The sequence below is a fragment of the Apilactobacillus timberlakei genome (genome assembly GCF_002993965.1).
In the GTDB taxonomy this organism is placed as follows: domain Bacteria; phylum Bacillota; class Bacilli; order Lactobacillales; family Lactobacillaceae; genus Apilactobacillus; species Apilactobacillus timberlakei.
This window is the reverse complement of sequence record NZ_POST01000001.1, coordinates 185,493-203,609: the sequence shown is the minus strand read 5'-3', so window position 1 is coordinate 203,609 and position 18,117 is coordinate 185,493. Positions and strand designations below refer to the sequence as shown.

Below are 18,117 nucleotides of genomic sequence, written 5' to 3'. Positions count from 1 at the left end.
GCCTTTTTATAAGCTATTTTTTACTGTTATGTTCAGCAAGCTCTTGATTAATATTTTTATTATGCTTAAGCTTTGGAAATATCCATTTATCAGCAGCTTCAATTAAAATACCATTGCATGCTACAGAAAAGATGGTTCCAATACCAATTGAATCGACATGACCTAACTTTATAGCACAAAGTATAATTATGATGATTGGTGGTGTCATATCTAATAACTGTGATTTAATTGCACTACCTTTTAAAAATTTGAAACGTAGAATATTAGAAGTATCATCATTTGGATGCATGAATATATTTGCTCTTTGATATAATGAAATAGCAGTACAAAAACACATAACTCCTATTATTGCCATGGGTATTCTGATCCAAATAGATGTATCGGCCCACCCCCAAGATCTAAAAATACTAGTAAAAATATTGATAAAATAACTAAAACAGGTAATAAATATAATTTCTTCAATAAAGCGAAAAACATCAATTCTGCCAATTAATATTTGATTAGTAATAGCATTAATAACTCCTAAAATAAAGATTAAAGTTCCAACTTCAATTCCAAAGATTTCATTCATATTAACGGCTGCAGCAGTCCAAATACCTGAACCACTTGCTGATATAATGGTTAGTGAGTTTCCAAATGCATTTAGAATTAATCCAAAAATTAAAGCAAAAATTCTTGTTTTTAACGTATTAACAGAACTAATAATTAACATCTCCTAATATTGTTTAACTAAATTCTATACTATCACAATAAAAAGATAGTTTTTATAAAAAATTATAAAGGATGATTAAAATGAAGGGTAAATATAAAGTAACAAGATATAAAGGAATACCTATCGAAAGTGATGCTTCCGGTAATTATATAATAAAAAAAGATGATCATAATGATTTTAAATTACATGATTGGCGAACTGGTAAACATACCAAGGGAAGTTACAAATCGTTAGGACAAATCTTTTTAACTGAGAATAATATGATGGTGGCAGTGATTGCTACTTATCCATTGAAGTTCAATAATCGTCATAATTTTACACCCTTACAAAGATTTACTAGTGAATATGTTTCTAATGATATTTTAGATGAAGCTAAAAAAAGACTTGATGAATAAATCATCAAGTCTTTTTCATTGGCGTTTTATTGCCAAGTTGAGCTTAAAAAATAAGTTGAGCTTTGTAGTTAAAGCGTCGAAAAAATTAATTAGATAAAGAAACTAGTTCTTTAGTAACTTTTCGGCATTTGCAGCGACTTCGTCGTTTGACATGTCTAAGTATGGGTGCATTTTAGCTTCAGTCTTCATTGTATCTCTGCCATCAGCTTCCATGTAGTGATCCCAAAGAGCATCTCTAACTGGAGTTTTATCATCTTTCTTAGCCCAGTCAAATTCTTTATCCATAGGTGTATCTAATACACGTTCTCTTTCTTCTACTTTTTCTTCTGCAGTTTCTGCCATAATTAATTCCTCCTTAAAATTTAGCTCAATTTCTATTATAGTTCTATTGGTCTATTATGTGAACATATATATACAAAATTATTATAAAAATTGTATAGATTAATAATTCATTTATGATGGCTTGCATTTATTAATAATTTCGTATATATTTTTAAATATAATAAAGTGAGGCAAAAGTGATGAGAGATAAGTTTGCAACAAAAAATAAAATTGTTAATGGAATGTTTGAATTACTTAAGACGACGCCATTCGATGAGATTAATGTGAAAGATATATGTTCTCAAGCTGATGTTTCACGAATGACTTATTATCGTAATTTTCATAACAAGAAAGATATTATTATCTATCGTTTTGATAGTTCTTTTACAACTTTCGTTCAAAGACTTGCATCTAGTCATTCGCATAATTTATCAGACATTGCTACCATTTTCTTTGAAATTGTAAAAGAAGATCAAGATATGATGGAAATGATTATTAACAATAACCTTTCGATGATTTTACTTGAAAGATTAAAATATTATATATCTGATTTAATTGATGAAGATGTTTTAGAAACTAGAGAAGAATCATCTAAAATGTTGGTTTCCTTAATAGCAGGGGGATTAACTGAAATTATAATTACATGGACTGAAGATGGAATGTCTGAACCAGTTCAATCACTAGTTATTTTTGTTTCTAAGTATATGCACTTTAAAATTAATTAAGAAATAAAAAAAGAGTTCTTAGATAAAATCTAAGAACTCTTTTTTAAAACTTTTTATCTAAACATTAACCTTCAACAGGAGTAACGTTAGCAGCTTGTGGGCCACGGTCGCCTTCTTCAACGTCCAATGTAACCTTTTCGCCTTCGTCTAAAGTCTTGAAACCTTCTTTGTTGATAGCTGAGAAGTGAACGAATACGTCACCATCATCAGTAGTGATGAAACCGTAACCCTTATCAGCGTTGAACCATTTAACTGTACCTTGTTTCATAATATGAAACCTCCATAAAATCGCACTAGATGTGCTTGAATTCTAATGTATCATAAAGCCTGAATCAAGGAAGTTATTTCATAAAACTATAAAACAAGTAACCTTAGAAACTCGAACCTCTGTAACACATTAGTTAATAATATACCCTATATACATATTATTGTCAAACAAATTTTGAAACAAATTTTATTAATTTTAATAACTATAGTCTAGAGTTAATTTAGGAGCATAAATTATTTATTATTTAAATAGAATCGTTTAGAATTATCAGCATAAGCAAATTAAGGAGAAATATATAAATGAAAACATTAGTAATCGTCTCACATCCCGAATATGACAACTCAATGACCGAATCATTTTTACAACAATGTCAAAATGATATCGATGAAGTAGATTGGTTAGTTCTGGATCATTTAACTAATAATTATGAATTTGATATAGATAAAGAACAGAATCGACTAATTAAATATGATCGTATTCTTCTGCAATTTCCGATGTATTGGTACAGTTCACCAGCGTTGTTAAAAAAATATGAAGATGATATTTTCACGAGAAGTTTTACTTATGCTAATGAAGATGGAAAATTAAAGGGCAAAGAATTAGGTATCATTACTACTTTAGGGGAGCCCTTAAAAAATTATACCGTTGGTGGTAGTGAAGGCTTTAGTATTAATGAAATATTAAAGCCATATCAAGCCTTGGCTTTTAAATCGGGGATGAAGTTTATCAAACCATTTGCTGTTGATCAGTTTGCATATATGACTGATGATGAAAAGGGTAAATTATTGGTAGACTATCGGAATTATCTAACCAACGAAGATATTAATGGCTTTGGTAGCAAACAAATTTGGTATTTGTCACAATTAAAACAATTAAGAAGTAATCTAAGTTCAGAAAAACAAGCCAAACTGGACATTATTATTGATTATTTGCAAGATAATTATGATCGACTTGATGAAATAAAATGGGAATTAGACATGATTAAGAAAGAAGAAGACTAATAATGGAAACTAATAAATGGTTAGATCAAGAAATTAATGCTTTAAAAACAGATGAAACTAGTTTTAAGTTAATTTCTATTTTAGAAGGAACTAAGTCATTAGCGGCTGAACAAACTAAAAGATTACAACAAGCCCAAGATGAATTAGATGGAAGAACTTGGAGCCCAGATAAATGGTAAACAAAAACCACTCTTATGAGTGGTTTTTTATCTGTATTTTTATTATGACCAATGATTAATTGGGCCGAATTTGTGACCAACTTCAATCCCATTTTTAATAGCTCGATCTACATATTCATCAGCAATGCGAATTGCTTGTTCAATATCAGTACCCTTAGCAATTTCAGCAGTAATTGCTGCTGATAATGAATCACCAGTGCCATTTTTATGGGTAGTATTATAATAAGGACCATCAATCCAAAAATTTTTGCCAGATTCTAATAATACATAGTCTCTCACTTTATCGGTTTTTCCAGCAATGTGTTTGCCTTTAATAATGACGTTTTTTGCACCCATTTTTATTAATTCTTTAGCTGCTTGTTTAATATCATTATCAGATTTAATTTTTTTATCAGTTAATTTTTCGGCTTCATAGAAGTTAGGTGTAATTACAGTTGCTAATGGCAGTAATTTTGCTTTTAATGTTTCCAAAGCATCTGTTTTTAATAACATGTTACCGTGTTTTGTGACAATTACAGGGTCAACAACTAATGGACCAAAATCGTATTTCTTATAATTATCAACAACAATATTAATCATATTAGTATCGTCTAACATGCCAGTTTTAGCCGCTCTAATTTTAAAGTCGTCGGCCAAATCTTTAAATTCTTGATTAATAAAATGTTCAGGCATTGTCACACTATCATGAATTCCATAAGAATTACCAGCAACACAGGCGGTTATTACCGATGTTCCATAAGTTTTTCTTACAAAGAAAGTATGCAAATCAGCTTGCATGCCAGCGCTACCATCACTGTCTGAACCTGCAATTGTTAAAGCTTGCGGAAATTCATTTACCATAAATTAACACATCCCTGATATTTAAATTAATAACATTCTAACATAAACTTGATAAATTCAATCATTATATATATAATAATATTTGATTAAGACTAATTTGCGTTAAATGTCATTATTGTATTATAATGACATGAGTTAAGTTTTTAGATAAAGGAGTAATTGAAATGAGAGCTTGTCATCCAAATGGTGTACAAGGACGTCGTCCAATTAACACCAACAAACGTAATAAAAAACAAAAAGAAGTAGCTGACTTAAGAAAATTCTTGAAGTCATCACCTGCTAAATAAATTTTTAGAGACTCAGTATGTTACTGGGTCTTTTTTTGTATATAAAAGGAGAATTTAGATGGCTAAGAAAAAATATTATGCCGTTAAAAAAGGTAGGAAACCCGGTATTTATCAAACCTGGTCAGATACGCAAAAACAAGTAAATGGATTTTCAGGAGCACAATTTAAAAGTTTTGCTACTAAAAAAGAGGCTCAAACATTTATCAAACTAGATGATTCTAGAAAATTTAATCAAAGTAGTGAAATTGTTATTTATACCGATGGTGGATCCAGAAATCATGGTAATAAATTAGGCCAACATGTTAAAAGTAATGATCCAGCAGCTTGGGCATATTTAATTAATAACAGTGGTAAAAGATATTCCAATTCTGCTGGTGAATTTGGTGCAACTAATAATAAAATGGAAGTACTAGGACTAGTGAATGCATTAGACTATTTAATAAAAATGCATTTAAATAATTGCAACATCGATGCTATCTTGGATTCTAAATATGTATTGAATGCAATTAATAATAAGTGGATATATGGTTGGCAAAGACGTGGTTGGCGTAAAAGTAGTGGTGAAACGATTAAGAATAAAGCAGAATTTATTCAATTAGCCGACTTATTACCTAAATTCTCCAATATTAATTTCTATTGGACTAAAGGCCATGCTAATGATGAAGGAAATAACTTTGTAGATCATTTATTAAATAAAACAATGGATGATTTAGAAAATGGCAAAAATAATAAACTAAAAGTGTACGATTTTGATGATAAAAATACAAATGAAGGCAACAAAAATAATCATTCAAATATTATAAAAAACAAAGATAAAATGAAACATAGAGATAAATATATTGATAAAGAAAAGTCAATTAATAATATAGAAGAAAATCTAAAACAAATGGGATTTTTTAGTTAATTATATTATTGTGATATAATTAATTTTAAATATATGAAAGTGGGATCTTTAATGAAAACTGAACGACAAAAGATGACTGATGGAGAACCTTATGAACAATTTGATGAAGAATTACAAGCCCGTCGTAGTTTTATCCGTAAACAATTAAAATCAATTTCTAAAATTGATAATAACTCAAAACAAAATGAACTTATTGCTAAACTATTAGGTGATTGCGGCAAAAATTTATGGATTGAAGATGGATTAGAATTTGACTATGGATACAATATTCATATTGGAGATTCATTTTATGGTAATTACCATTTAACTTTACTTGATACCTGCCCAATTATAATTGGTGATAATTGTTATTTTGGCCCTGATGTTGGATTGTATACTCCAGTTCATCCAATTGATCCAGATAAAAGGAAAGCAGATGTTGAATCAGGTAAACCAATTACAATTGGTAATAACTGTTGGTTTGGTGGTCATGTTACTGTATTACCAGGTGTTCAGTTAGGTGAAAATGTCGTTGTTGGTGCTGGATCAGTTGTTACTAAATCTTTTGGGGATAATGTTGTTTTAGTAGGAAATCCCGCACGTGTAATTAAAACAGTAAAATAAACTATAAACCCCTTACCTAAAGCATTTTACATATTTTCTTATTTGTGTATAATGTAATTGATATGTAAATATAAAATCAACTTATTTTGTATAACCTTAGCAAAGCTGTGCAAATAGTTATTCGTCATTTCGAATCACTTTTTGGCAGCTTTTTGCGTAAAATGGGTTTATAAATATCATGAATATCATGAGGAGGATTACTATTTTTAAAAGTAAAAATATTGACAAACTAGTCTTTATTCCTACTGTAATTTTATTCTTTGCAGTTTCCATTTTTCTAATGATTGGTGGATCTTCACTACAGGGAGTGTTGCAAACAATTCTAAACTGTGTTACTGGTAACATGGGATGGGGTTATATGTGGATTTACATAATTAATTTCATTTTCTTTGCTTATCTTATTTTTTCTAAGTATGGAAATATTCGTTTAGGTGAAGTTGATGACAAGCCTGCATATAGTAACTTCCAGTGGGGAAGTATGGTTTTTGCTACAGCAATTGATGCAAGTATCTTAATGTTGAGTATGGTTGATCCTTTAAGATATGTTCAAAGTCCTGAAGGTAGTGTTAAACCATTTTCTGAGACTGCTTATAATTTAGCACATATGTATGGTCAATATGACTGGGGTCCTATGGCATGGTTAATGTTTGGTGCGCCTACAGTTGCTATTGGTTATATGATGTATAATAAGAAACGTAAAATTCAATCATTAAGTGATGCCATTACTATTTTAGATGGCGATTCACTTTGGAAAAACATTACTAAAAAAATTGTAAATATTTTGGTTGTATTTGGAATAATGGGAGGTGTTGGAGCCTCTGTTGGAATGGAAATTCCTATTATTTCTAATGTATTAAGTTCTTTAACCGGCTTACCAGATAATTTGGCTATGAAAATAGGATTGTTCTTAGTTCTGTTTGTTATTTTCTCTGTTGCTGTATTTAAGGGACTTAATGGTGGAATTGATAAGTTAAGTAATGCTCATATTTGGACAGCGATTACTTTCTTAGCAATTGTATTGATATTAGGACCAACTGTTTATATCTTAAACTCTGAGACTAATAGTGTCGGAGTCCTTATTCAAAAATTCATTCCAATGAGTTTGAATACAGTTCCTAATGGTCATCCAAGTATTGAGCAACAAGAAACCATCTTCTATTGGGGTTGGTGGTTATCTTACATGCCTTTCATGGGGTTATTCATTGCTAAAATTTCTCGCGGACGTACTATTCGTCAAGTTTTAGTAGGGATGCTTACTTATGGTGCCTTAGGTTGCATGAGTTTTTATGCGGTTTTAGGTGGTTATTCATTATGGTTGCAAAAAAATGGAGTAATTGATTTAGTTCATATTTTGAATACTCAAGGCCAAGCTGCTGTTATTTCAGCAGTCGTTGGAACATTGCCGATGAAATATCTAATGTTTGCCATTTATTTCTTGTCTTGTTTTGTCTTTTTGGCAACCACAATTTCTTCATCAGCGTTTGTTCTTTCATCATTTACTAGTGTACCTTTAAAACCAGGTCAAGAACCAAGCCAATTTAACAGAATGACTTGGGTAGTTGTTTTCATTATCTTCTCATTTAGTTTGGTATTAGTTGGTGGATTTGAAACAGTGCAAACTTTCTGTACGTTGGCTGGTTTTCCACTAATGTTTGTTTGTATTTTAATTATCATTTCTGTTTTTAAAATGATTCGAGAAGACAAATCAATCATTAGTACTAAGAGATATATAAATCGTAGACGTCGTAAAAAGAAGGCTACTGCTGAAAGAAAGAGTGCCATTAAAGGTAAATTAATTTTATGGCCCAAAAATACAATTAATAAAAAGCCTAAATAAAAATAATAAGAATCACTTATTAAGTAATTTAATAAGTGATTCTTTTCTTTTTATGATAGTATTTATATACTATATAAATAATGGAGGTATCAAAATGACTAAAAAAGTTATTGTTCCTAAAGAATTTGAAAAGTATTTAAGACCATCACTAGAAGCGAAGGGCTTTGAAGTAATTTCATTGGTTAGTGAAAATGAAAGTGCAATTTTAGAACATAAAGATGCTTCTGGAATTGTAATTAATACTTCTCCTTTGTCTAAAGAAATTTTGGATCAAATGCCTAATTTAAAAATTATTTCTCGTTTTGGGGTCGGTTATAATAATGTTGATTTAGATTATACTAATGAAAGAGGAACATACGTCACCAATACACCAGCTGGAAATGAAGTTTCAGTTGCCGAAAATGCTGTAACTGATATGCTGTTAATATCAAAAGACTTATATAATGTATCTAAACATATGCGTAATGGTGATAATGAATATGCTTTTGACAATCCTTCAAGAGATCTAAGAGGTAAAACTGTGGGAATTATTGGCTATGGTAATATTGGAAAATATGTTGCTAAATTACTTTCTCGTTTTGGCGTTAATATTTTAATTTGGAATCGTACCGAGAAAGAATCTCAATATGGCACATTCGTGGAATGGGATGATTTACTTAAACAATCAGATTTCGTTTCATTACATCTTCCAGCTGTTAAAGGAACTATTGGATCAATTAATAAAGAATCCTTTAAAATGATGAAAAATTCAGCATACATCATAAACTTTGCTCGTGGTGCCGTTATTAACCAAGCTGATTTAGTCAGTGCTTTAAAAGATGGTGAAATTGCTGGTGCTGGTTTAGATGTTTATGAAACAGAACCGCTTCCAATGGATAGTGAATTAAGAAAATTAGACAACGTCTTTTTGACCCCACATAGTGCAAGTAACTCAATCGAATCATTTACTAAAATTGCTAATATGGATGTTAGCGAGATTAACAAAGTTCTAAATGGTGAAAAACCTGATCATTGTGTAAATGGACTATAAAAATAAAATAACCACTAACAATTGTTAGTGGTTATTTTTTATATTAAAAGTTTAATTTATATTTTTCATCGATATCATCATCTTGTGATGTTAATATTTTAGGCCCATCTTTTGTAATAGCGATAGTATGTTCATATTGTGCCGAATTAGTACCATCAGCTGAAACATAATATGTCCAGTCATCTTTTTTGTCATAACGATCAGTGATTTCCCAAGTACCTAAGTTTACCATGGGTTCAATGGTGATAGTCATACCTTCTTTTAGACGAAGACCTTGTCCTTTTTCACCATAGGCTGGGACATTTGGTTTTTCATGCATAGTAGGTTGAATACCATGACCAATCAATTCACGAACATCACCCATATGGTTTTGATTTTCGATATAATCTTGGCAAGCAAAACCAATATCACCTAGGCGATTACCAATAACAGCTTGATCAATTCCACGATATAAAGCATCATGACATACTTGCATTAGTTTTTCATCTTTAGCTGACATCTTACCAACTTTGTATGTCCAACATGAATCACTTTCAAAGCCATCTTTATTAACAGTCATATCAACTTTTAAGACGTCGCCTTCTTTTAATAAAAGACCTTTGCGTGGAATTCCATGAGCGACTTCATCGTTGATTGAAATACAAGTAGCAAATTTGTATCCATCAAATCCTTTTTCTGAAGGAGTTGCACCATGTTCAGTGATATATTTGTTAGCAAATTCTTCAATTTCCCAAGTATCTAATCCTGGTTTAATCATTTTTCTTAGTCCTTTGTGGACACCAGCTAAAACAGCACCTGATTTAGCCATCATTTCAATTTCTCTTGGTGATTTTAGTGTAATCAAAATAAATTCTCCTTTGATATTGAATAATGAATCTATATCTCTAATCTACTACAATTTAGACGATTTGGCTAATTATAATAATTAATGTAATTTTTTTCATTTTCTAGTATCATAATAATAGGAGCAAAGGAGGAGTTTTTTCTTGAGTAAGACAGCAAGAACTAATGTTATTTTAATAATTATTACAATTATAGTTGCTTTTTTTGCAGTATTTTTTGCAATTCGTAGTGATCGTATTATAAACAATAGTAAAAATAATGGGTCTTTTGGTGGAAATAATGTTCCAACACTTTATGTTCATGGAATGCGTGGTTCAACTAAATCCACATCTCATTTAACTAAAATAGCTAGTCGTGATGGTGGACATAAAGCACTAGCAGTTTTTGTAGAAAAAGATGGAACCATTAATTATAAAGGAAATTTAAATTTAAAAACTAGTAAACCACTTATTCAAGTGATATTTAAGAAAAAATTTACACCGGTTAAACAACAAACTAAATGGCTTCATGAAATCTTAAAAAGATTAAAGCGTCATTATGGATTTAATTTTTATAATGCCTTAGGACATTCAACTGGAGCAGTATCTATTCTGGAAACCGTTGCAAAACATAATAAAGACAATGATATGCCGAAGTTACAAAAATTTGTATCAATTGCAGGTCCATATGATGGTATCTTAACAATTAATGATCGTCCAAATACTAATTATATTAGCAATAATGGTAAGCCTAGCATTATGTATCCTGCTAATAAATGGTACCCAGCTTATACTTCATTATTGAATGACTGCAAAGACTTTCCTACTAATGTTCAAATATTAAATATTTATGGTAATGACAACAGTAATACTAATTCAGATGGTATTGTTTCGACTGCATCTGCTAAATCAATGAAATATTTAATTTCTAAAAGGGTAAAAGATTATCAAGAAATTCCAATCTATGGTGTTAATGGTCAGCATTCCAATTTGCATAATAATATAGCTGTTGATCACATTATTGCTCGTTTCTTATTTGATCAAAATTAAAAAGCAAGATATTTTACTTATTTCATTTTTGGTATAGAATTGATATTGTTATTAAATTATAAACATTCTAAACTGGAAGGTGAAATTTGTGAAGAACTATGATTTAAATGGGAAACCTTATAGTAGAGTCCTTTTTGTTTTTATTATGTTGTTAGGTAGCTTTACGATGTCGATTAGTCAATCTTCTATTTCAACAGCTTACCCAACTTTAATGCAATTTTTCGGTATTGATGCCTCAACAGTTCAATGGTTAACCACTGGTTTTATGTTAATTATGTGTGTCATGATGCCAGTTAGTCCTTGGTTATTAAATAATATAAAATTTAAGCAATTATTTTTAATGATACTGGCAATTTTTGATGTTGGAACTTTAATTGTTGTTGTTGCACCAAACTTTTCTATTATGATGTTAGGGCGTGCACTAGAAGCAGTTGCAGTTGGAATCTTATTTCCATCTTACCAATCAGTTTTGCTATATATTACTCCTGAGGAAAAACGTGGTTCTACAATGGGGTATGCTGGGTTGATTATGGGGTCTGCGCTTGCTTGTGGTCCTATTTTGTCAGCTATCGTGTTGCATTTCTCTGCATGGAGAGGATTATTTATAGTATTTATGGTTATTATTAGTATACTATTTGTGATTTCTTTATATGCAATTAAAGATGTTATGCCTCAAAAAGAGAGCCATTTAGATATTACATCAGTTATTATGTCTTTTGGACTAATTGGAATCTTATATGTAGTTAATATGATTGGGAAGGCTAATATTGATTTAACACTAGCTTTGATTGTATTAATTGTAAGTATTCTAATGATTGTGATATTTGTATTTAGACAATTTAAAATTAAACAACCATTACTACAATTAAGAGTATTAAAGAGTTTTAATTATGATCTATCAATTGGATTGACTGGAGCTTCTTATATTGCTTTAATTGTAGTGACAGTTATTTTTCCATTATATTATCAAAATGTTTTAGGAGTTTCTAAAACTATTTCAGGTTTAGCATTAGCTCCAGGAGCTATTCTATTAAGTTTGTTAAATCCAATTACTGGTAAATTAGCTGATAAGATTGGTTTTAAACGTGTAATGTTAATTGGAATGGTAATGATCCTAATCGGTTGGGGAACATTAAGCATTATTGGTGCCACAATTAGTTTAGTGCCAATGATGATTCTTGCAGCCTTAATTGAAGGTGGAAATGCCTTTGTTATGATGCCAGCGGTAACTATGGGAGCTAATTCACTACCTAATGAATTTATTTCAGATGGAACTGCGGTGGTTAGTACCTTTAGACAAATTTTAGGATCCACTGGAGTGTTAGTCGCAACATTGATATTATCAAATGTTATGACTAATAATATATCTAATGGAATGAGTCATGCTTTAGCACAACAAAGCGGTTATCATGTTGTCTTTATTACATTCTTTGTAATTGAGATTATTGGATTAGTAATGGCTTTGATGTTAAAAAATACTAAAAAAGTAAAATAAACATTTATTAAAAAGCTTCTTAAACATTGTTTAAGAAGCTTTTTTGTATTGACTTATACTTTCATTAGTTTTAGTCTAATCATAACTAATTATAAGATGGATGGTATTTAATATGAATATACATAATTTAAATTCAGTTGCTAAATTTACTTTTAAGACTAATATTAAAAAAACGTCTTATTGGATTTGGTTCACTTTACCAATATCTACATCTATTTTTTTATTTACCATGCTTTTGTTAAATAAAAATGCTATTAATAGTTATAATAGTAAACTTAGTTTATTAACTATAATGATATCTTTAATATTGTTTATTGCTATGTTTTTTTCTCCTATCGTTAGTAATGAATTAATTGATGATCGTTCGTCAAAAATTAATGAGTATCTTTTTTCTATTAGTAATAGTCGAAATATTATTTTTGGTAAAATTTTAGGCATTATTAATTTAATATTTTTTACGTTATTAACTTATTTTTGCTTACTTCTAATTGTTATTTTTAATGAAAATGAAATTAAAATAACTTTTTCAAAAATATATACATATATAGGGACAATAACATTAATCCAATTATTTATTCTAATGATACTAGGAATTATATGGATTATTTTATTTGCTTCTTTTATTAGCATTTTTGTGAAAAATAAGAAAAAAATTTTATACTCATTATTGCCAATTTATCTATTTATAGGAATATCTGCATTTATAACTTTACATTTTTATGCTAAAAGTTTGATTATTATTTCTATGTTCCTACCAATATTATCGCAATTATTTAGTTCTAAATTATTATTATTGGACAATTATAATATTTATTTATTGATCTCAGAAATAATTATTCAATTTTTAGAAATATATATATTTGCTAGATTTTTTAATAAAGAACATAAAAAATATTTATTTAAATAAAATTTATTATGGAAGTGATATTTTGAACTTTAAAATGAGACAATTATTTGCGGTCGCTAGACACGAATTTTTAAATCAATTTAATAGCTTTTCTTATTGGATGATGTTTGTTATACCTCTAATTGTTGTTACAGCATTATTTAAATATGTAAATTTAAAATTTAATTTTAATAATTCTAATTTTATAAATATGGTTTGGGGATTTTCTATACCAGTGTTAACATTTTTCTTTTGTTTAATTTATATAGGAATAATAGCTAATTCTGTTGCAAGAGATAAAACATCTAAGTTATCTGAAATGTTGATGTCAATTGTGGATGCAAAAGAACAAATAAATGGGAAAATGTTGGGAATTTACTTATTACTATGTTTTCAAATTGCTTTTTATACTATTTTTATATTAATTTTAAGCAAAGTAATGAATAATAATTTTCTATTTTTATTTATTGGTCGTGTAAAAATAGGACTGATAGTTTATTCAATACTAGCATTATTTGTTTCATTATTTATGTTTTTAGCAATCACGGTACAATTCTCATGTTTTATAACTGATACTAGTCAAATTAGTTCAGCTACAATGCCACCAATGATTTTTTTGTTAGAATTTTTTAGTTTATCTTTATTATATAATTCTGTAGGATTTGATGGAGATAATATGATTTGGATTTTTTATATAATATGTATGTGGCCACCTGTTGGGTCAACGCTTACACCATCTTTAATCGCATCAGGTAATATTTCATATTTATTCGCATATTCTACATTGATTATTCAAATCATGATTATGTACATATTGTATGTTAAGTCGATTCATGTTTTTAAATATGGATTATTATCCAACAAAAAGAAGAATATTTTCATAGAAGGATTTAAATTTAGATAATTATTTTGAGGTGCTTATATTGATTGAATTTAAAAATGTATCAAAAAGTTATGATGGATTTCAAGCAGTTAATAATTTATCCTTTCAATTGCACAAAGGAGAAATATTAAGCTTAATTGGTCAAAATGGTGCAGGTAAATCAACAACTTTTCATATGCTGCTGGATTTTATAAAACCTAGTAGTGGTAACATTAATAGAAATAATAATTTAAATATAGGGTATATGCCAGAAGAACGTGGTTTATACTTGAAAGAGAGCATAAAGAATCAAATGCTTTATTTTGCCTCTTTGCATGGAATGAAACGTGTTGAAGCTTTAAAAAAAATAAAAGTATGGATGGAAAAATTAAATGTAGTTGGTGATATTGAAGATAAGGTGGAAAGCCTTTCTAAGGGTAATGCACAAAAAGTTCAATTAATTGCTTGTTTAATGTTTAATCCAGACTTATTAATATTGGATGAACCCTTCTCTGGATTGGATCCAGTTAACGCTGATCTGTTAATCAAAGCAGTGTTGGAAGCTAAAAAGTCAGGAACAATGATTATCTTTTCTACTCATAACATGGAAAACGTTGAAAAACTATCTGATTATGTTGTTATGTTAAGCCATGGAAAAACTGTTTTAAAGGGTACTCTAAACGACATATATAATCAATTTGGTAGATCTAAATTAGATATTGTAGGGTATAATAACTTGCAAAAATTTGAAGGTATGAATGGAATTAAAAATATTGATATAATTAATGATAATTCTGCGCATATAACATTAAATGATGTGAGCTTTGGAAAATATATTTTTGATGATGTAACTAAAGAAGGCTATTTACCAGTTTTTAATCAGCATTATCCGACTTTAGATGAAATTTTTAAAACAAAAGTTAAACAAAGTGAATAAAAAAGGGCTGTCCTTATAAGGACAGTCCTTTTTAGTTATATTAATTACCAAATATTTACACGATCTTCAGGTTTCATGTACATACTATCACTAGGTTTAACATCAAATGTAGTATAGAAATCAGATAAATTTTTAACCTGAACTTGTGCTCTTAATTCAGAAGGAGCATGCACATCAATTGATAATAATAATTGTTTAAATTGTTCAGTTGACTTTGTACGCCAGATTTTAGCCCAGTTAATGAAGAAATCACGTAAATTGCAATCTTCTTCGCCTTTAGCTGCTTCTTCTGCACAACTTAAGCCACCACCATCAGCGATGTTTTCAGAAACTGTAAGTTTACCATTAACTTTTTGGCCGGCAAATGGAATACCATCGAATTCTTTGATCATGCTTTGAGCTAGTTTATCAAAGTGCTCATGATCTTCTTTAGTCCACCAGTTGTTTAAATTACCTTCTTCGTCAAATTGACATCCATTATTATCAAATGCATGTGAGATTTCATGTGCAATTACAGCTCCAATACCACCAAAGTTTTCACTTGATGATTGTTTTAAACTGTAGAAAGGTGCTTGCAGAATAGCAGCAGGGAAGACAATTACATTTTCTAATGGTGAATAATAAGCATTCACTGTGTTAGCACTCATATCCCATAAACTTTTATCTACTGGTTTGTTCCACTTGCTAAATTCATCTTTAATAACTAATTTACCAATGTTGTGAACATTAGTGAATAAATCACCATTTTCATCTTTGCCATTAACTTTGAAAGTATCAAATAAAGGATTGATTTTATCTGGATAACCAACATGAATTTGCAGTGCATTTAATTTCTTAATTGCCATTTTTTTAGTATCTTCGCTTAACCAAGTATTATTGTTTAAACGTTTTTCATATACATTGATCATTTTCACAACCATGTCGTAAACATTTTGTTTAGCTTTTTCACCAAAGTATTTATGACCATAGTAATCACCAATTACTTGGTCAAAAGTTCCTGATGCGAGGTAATAAGCAGCTTTTTCTTTCTTAACAGCTGATTTTTTACCAGATAAGGTTCTAGAGAATTCGCCACCAACTTGTCTAAATTCTTCAGTTAAAAGACCAGTGGAAGCATTAATTGTTTTAACTAACATCCAATTTTTCATCATCGCAAAAGTATCATCATTTACAATTTTGTTAAATGCATCAAAATATTCAGGTTCTGATACAATTACTTGATCTGGCTCTTGTCCAATTAAATCCTTTACATAACTATTTAAATTAAATTTGTCTACTTTATTTGATAAAGAATCAAATGACATAGGATTATACATCTTTGTAAAATCGGCACTTTCTTCAGCTGATTTAATGTTTGGTGCAATTAAGCGATCAAACTTTTCAGCAGAATCAACAATATTTTTAGCTTGTGCTTCATTATATCCAGCCATTACTAGTAATTTTTTAGACATATCTTTAAACACTGGCATTAATTTGGCACCAGCAGGATTGTCTTTATCATAATAAGTTTTATCTGGTAAGAAAGTTCCAGCTCCACTTGCATATAAAGCATTATATTTTGCATTCTTCATATCAGCTTCAATACCAAAATTAAATGGAAGGGGAAGCCCATCCAAAGTCCAGTTGGCTAATTGATTGTTTAAATCATCAAATGATTTAATATTTTCAATTTTTTCCAAAATAGATTTAACTGGTTTTGCACCATCTTTTTCACGTTTATCAAAATCAGTCGCTAATTCGTATAGCTTTTTAAATTCAATCATATCATCATTTTGAAGCTTAATTTTACCTGCTTTTATATCTTTAAAATCATTCATTAATGTTTTATCAATATTATCTACTAAGTCCATAAATCCACCAGTAGATGAATGATCACTAGGGATGGTAGCATTTTTAATCCATTCACCATTCACAGCATCATAAAAGTTATTTCTAATTTTTGAATCACTAATTTCATTATTATTCATTAGAACACCTCATCTTATAAATATAATCTATATCAAACTATAATATACAAAAAAACCATTCACAAGCTATGTGAATGGTTTTTCATTTTATTTATTGATTAAATCATCAATTGAATTGATATTCTTCATATATTTTGGAACAGCCAAACCAACTTTAGCACCATTTAGGTTGGTACCAACATCATCAATCTTGCCTTTATATTGTTTCATGTAAAGACCAGCAGTGTTTGGTAACCAAGCAGCTAGTGAAGCATCAGCAGCATTAGTTGCAATAGATGCAAACATTGGTTGCATTTCTAGAGCTTGGATATTTGCCTTGTAGCCTAAATGATTTAATAGTTCAGCCATAACATTAGTAGATGCGATTTCAGAATCCCATGCTACGTAAGATAATTTAATTGGCTTACCATTTCCCTTTGGAACACCTTTAGTCCATTCAGCCACTAATTTTGGATTATTCTTAATGAAATCATCAGCAGCTTTTTTAGGATCAACTCCGGCATTTGTCTTTAACATAACATCAGACATTTGAGCAGGGGTCCAATGGAATTGTTTTAGAAGTTGATAGGCACCAGGATTATCTTTCTTCAAGCCAACCCTTGCAATGGTATGGATTTGTTCAGCTTTACCATATACATTCTTAGGATCTTTTAAGAATTTAATAGGGAATTTTTTGAACATCCAATGTGGTTGCCAACCAGTTATAACAATTGGTTGTTTATATTTAATTGCTTTGTTCAAAGTACTTGTCATAGCAGCAGTAGAACTTGTTTGTAATTGCCAATTATTTTTTGCTAAAGGATATTCCTTTAAAGCATTTTGAGTAGAAGCCATAATACCAGCACCAGCATCAATCCCAGTAATTGTGTAATTGATTTGAGGTCCTAACTTCTTATGAGAATTATAAGGTGAAGTAGCACTACTGCAAGCAGTTAATACTGTAGCAAGAAGAAACATTGATAAAGTTCCAAGAACAAATTTAAGTCTCTTTCTCATT

21 protein-coding genes are annotated in these 18,117 nt (G+C 29.6%); 14 read left to right on the top strand and 7 right to left on the bottom strand.

The features are described from left to right. Nucleotides 1-13 precede the first annotated feature (13 nt). Entirely contained in the window at nucleotides 14-712 is a 699-nt protein-coding gene (locus C7N71_RS01085; RefSeq protein WP_105987342.1) for a DUF6198 family protein, read from the bottom strand. 80 nt (nucleotides 713-792) lie between these two features. Between C7N71_RS01085 and C7N71_RS01080 the strand changes: the two genes are divergently transcribed. Beyond that, entirely contained in the window at nucleotides 793-1,107 is a 315-nt protein-coding gene (locus C7N71_RS01080; protein ID WP_181399247.1) for a DUF7671 family protein, read from the top strand. Nucleotides 1,108-1,209: 102 nt separating this feature from the next. On the opposite strand, the gene C7N71_RS01075 is transcribed toward C7N71_RS01080, so the two are convergent. Further along, nucleotides 1,210-1,449 carry a P8 family protein gene (locus C7N71_RS01075; protein WP_105987340.1) on the bottom strand — a complete coding sequence of 80 codons (240 nt, stop codon included), beginning with the start codon at nucleotides 1,447-1,449 and terminating at the stop codon, nucleotides 1,210-1,212. 179 nt (nucleotides 1,450-1,628) lie between these two features. Here C7N71_RS01075 and C7N71_RS01070 point away from each other — a divergent pair, with 179 nt between their 5' ends. After that, nucleotides 1,629-2,153: a TetR/AcrR family transcriptional regulator gene (locus C7N71_RS01070; RefSeq protein WP_105963884.1), complete on the top strand. Its 525-nt coding sequence runs from the start codon at nucleotides 1,629-1,631 to the stop codon at nucleotides 2,151-2,153. Nucleotides 2,154-2,217: 64 nt separating this feature from the next. On the opposite strand, the gene C7N71_RS01065 is transcribed toward C7N71_RS01070, so the two are convergent. Next, on the bottom strand, nucleotides 2,218-2,421 hold the full coding sequence (locus C7N71_RS01065; RefSeq protein ID WP_105956496.1) for a cold-shock protein: 204 nt from the start codon (nucleotides 2,419-2,421) through the stop codon (nucleotides 2,218-2,220). Between the two features lie 299 nt (nucleotides 2,422-2,720). Here C7N71_RS01065 and C7N71_RS01060 point away from each other — a divergent pair, with 299 nt between their 5' ends. Further along, on the top strand, nucleotides 2,721-3,422 hold the full coding sequence (locus tag C7N71_RS01060) for an NAD(P)H-dependent oxidoreductase (RefSeq protein WP_105987339.1): 702 nt from the start codon (nucleotides 2,721-2,723) through the stop codon (nucleotides 3,420-3,422). A gap of 2 nt (nucleotides 3,423-3,424) precedes the next feature. Beyond that, nucleotides 3,425-3,601 carry a hypothetical protein gene (locus C7N71_RS01055; protein ID WP_181398630.1) on the top strand — a complete coding sequence of 59 codons (177 nt, stop codon included), beginning with the start codon at nucleotides 3,425-3,427 and terminating at the stop codon, nucleotides 3,599-3,601. Between the two features lie 42 nt (nucleotides 3,602-3,643). Here C7N71_RS01055 and thiD read toward each other — a convergent pair whose 3' ends face one another. Then, entirely contained in the window at nucleotides 3,644-4,441 is a 798-nt protein-coding gene (gene thiD / locus C7N71_RS01050) for a bifunctional hydroxymethylpyrimidine kinase/phosphomethylpyrimidine kinase (protein ID WP_105987337.1), read from the bottom strand. 164 nt (nucleotides 4,442-4,605) lie between these two features. On the opposite strand from thiD, the gene C7N71_RS08240 reads away from it, so the two are divergent. From C7N71_RS08240 to C7N71_RS01030, 5 genes are all read left to right on the top strand, one after another. Next, on the top strand, nucleotides 4,606-4,728 hold the full coding sequence (locus C7N71_RS08240; RefSeq protein WP_263850849.1) for a hypothetical protein: 123 nt from the start codon (nucleotides 4,606-4,608) through the stop codon (nucleotides 4,726-4,728). A 58-nt stretch (nucleotides 4,729-4,786) separates the two neighbouring features. Next, nucleotides 4,787-5,632: a ribonuclease H family protein gene (locus tag C7N71_RS01045; protein WP_105987336.1), complete on the top strand. Its 846-nt coding sequence runs from the start codon at nucleotides 4,787-4,789 to the stop codon at nucleotides 5,630-5,632. A 51-nt stretch (nucleotides 5,633-5,683) separates the two neighbouring features. Next, complete coding sequence (locus tag C7N71_RS01040; protein ID WP_105987335.1) at nucleotides 5,684-6,235, top strand: sugar O-acetyltransferase; 552 nt, start codon at nucleotides 5,684-5,686, stop codon at nucleotides 6,233-6,235. Between the two features lie 187 nt (nucleotides 6,236-6,422). After that, a complete protein-coding gene (locus tag C7N71_RS01035) occupies nucleotides 6,423-8,072 on the top strand; it encodes a BCCT family transporter (protein ID WP_105987509.1) in 1,650 nt (549 codons plus the stop codon). A gap of 94 nt (nucleotides 8,073-8,166) precedes the next feature. Then, nucleotides 8,167-9,102 carry a phosphoglycerate dehydrogenase gene (locus C7N71_RS01030; RefSeq protein WP_157944326.1) on the top strand — a complete coding sequence of 312 codons (936 nt, stop codon included), beginning with the start codon at nucleotides 8,167-8,169 and terminating at the stop codon, nucleotides 9,100-9,102. 43 nt (nucleotides 9,103-9,145) lie between these two features. Here the strand turns inward: C7N71_RS01030 and map are convergent, their stop codons facing one another. Beyond that, a complete protein-coding gene (gene map, locus C7N71_RS01025; RefSeq protein WP_105987333.1) occupies nucleotides 9,146-9,946 on the bottom strand; it encodes a type I methionyl aminopeptidase in 801 nt (266 codons plus the stop codon). 142 nt (nucleotides 9,947-10,088) lie between these two features. Here map and C7N71_RS01020 point away from each other — a divergent pair, with 142 nt between their 5' ends. The 5 genes from C7N71_RS01020 to C7N71_RS01000 all read left to right on the top strand — a co-directional run bounded on the left by C7N71_RS01020 (nucleotide 10,089) and on the right by C7N71_RS01000 (nucleotide 15,153). Next, entirely contained in the window at nucleotides 10,089-10,973 is an 885-nt protein-coding gene (locus C7N71_RS01020; protein ID WP_105987332.1) for an alpha/beta hydrolase, read from the top strand. A 145-nt stretch (nucleotides 10,974-11,118) separates the two neighbouring features. Next, nucleotides 11,119-12,468, top strand: a complete 1,350-nt coding sequence (locus C7N71_RS01015) for an MFS transporter (protein ID WP_105987508.1) — start codon at nucleotides 11,119-11,121, stop codon at nucleotides 12,466-12,468. Nucleotides 12,469-12,580: 112 nt separating this feature from the next. Beyond that, nucleotides 12,581-13,375, top strand: coding sequence for an ABC transporter permease family protein (locus tag C7N71_RS01010; protein ID WP_105987331.1), 795 nt, complete (start codon nucleotides 12,581-12,583; stop codon nucleotides 13,373-13,375). Nucleotides 13,376-13,409: 34 nt separating this feature from the next. After that, a complete protein-coding gene (locus tag C7N71_RS01005) occupies nucleotides 13,410-14,258 on the top strand; it encodes an ABC transporter permease family protein (RefSeq protein ID WP_140921675.1) in 849 nt (282 codons plus the stop codon). Between the two features lie 19 nt (nucleotides 14,259-14,277). Continuing rightward, complete coding sequence (locus tag C7N71_RS01000; RefSeq protein ID WP_105987329.1) at nucleotides 14,278-15,153, top strand: ABC transporter ATP-binding protein; 876 nt, start codon at nucleotides 14,278-14,280, stop codon at nucleotides 15,151-15,153. Nucleotides 15,154-15,197: 44 nt separating this feature from the next. Here C7N71_RS01000 and C7N71_RS00995 read toward each other — a convergent pair whose 3' ends face one another. Next, nucleotides 15,198-17,120 carry a M13 family metallopeptidase gene (locus C7N71_RS00995; protein ID WP_105987328.1) on the bottom strand — a complete coding sequence of 641 codons (1,923 nt, stop codon included), beginning with the start codon at nucleotides 17,118-17,120 and terminating at the stop codon, nucleotides 15,198-15,200. Between the two features lie 87 nt (nucleotides 17,121-17,207). Then, nucleotides 17,208-18,116 carry a glycine betaine ABC transporter substrate-binding protein gene (locus C7N71_RS00990; RefSeq protein WP_105987327.1) on the bottom strand — a complete coding sequence of 303 codons (909 nt, stop codon included), beginning with the start codon at nucleotides 18,114-18,116 and terminating at the stop codon, nucleotides 17,208-17,210. Nucleotide 18,117 lies beyond the last annotated feature (1 nt).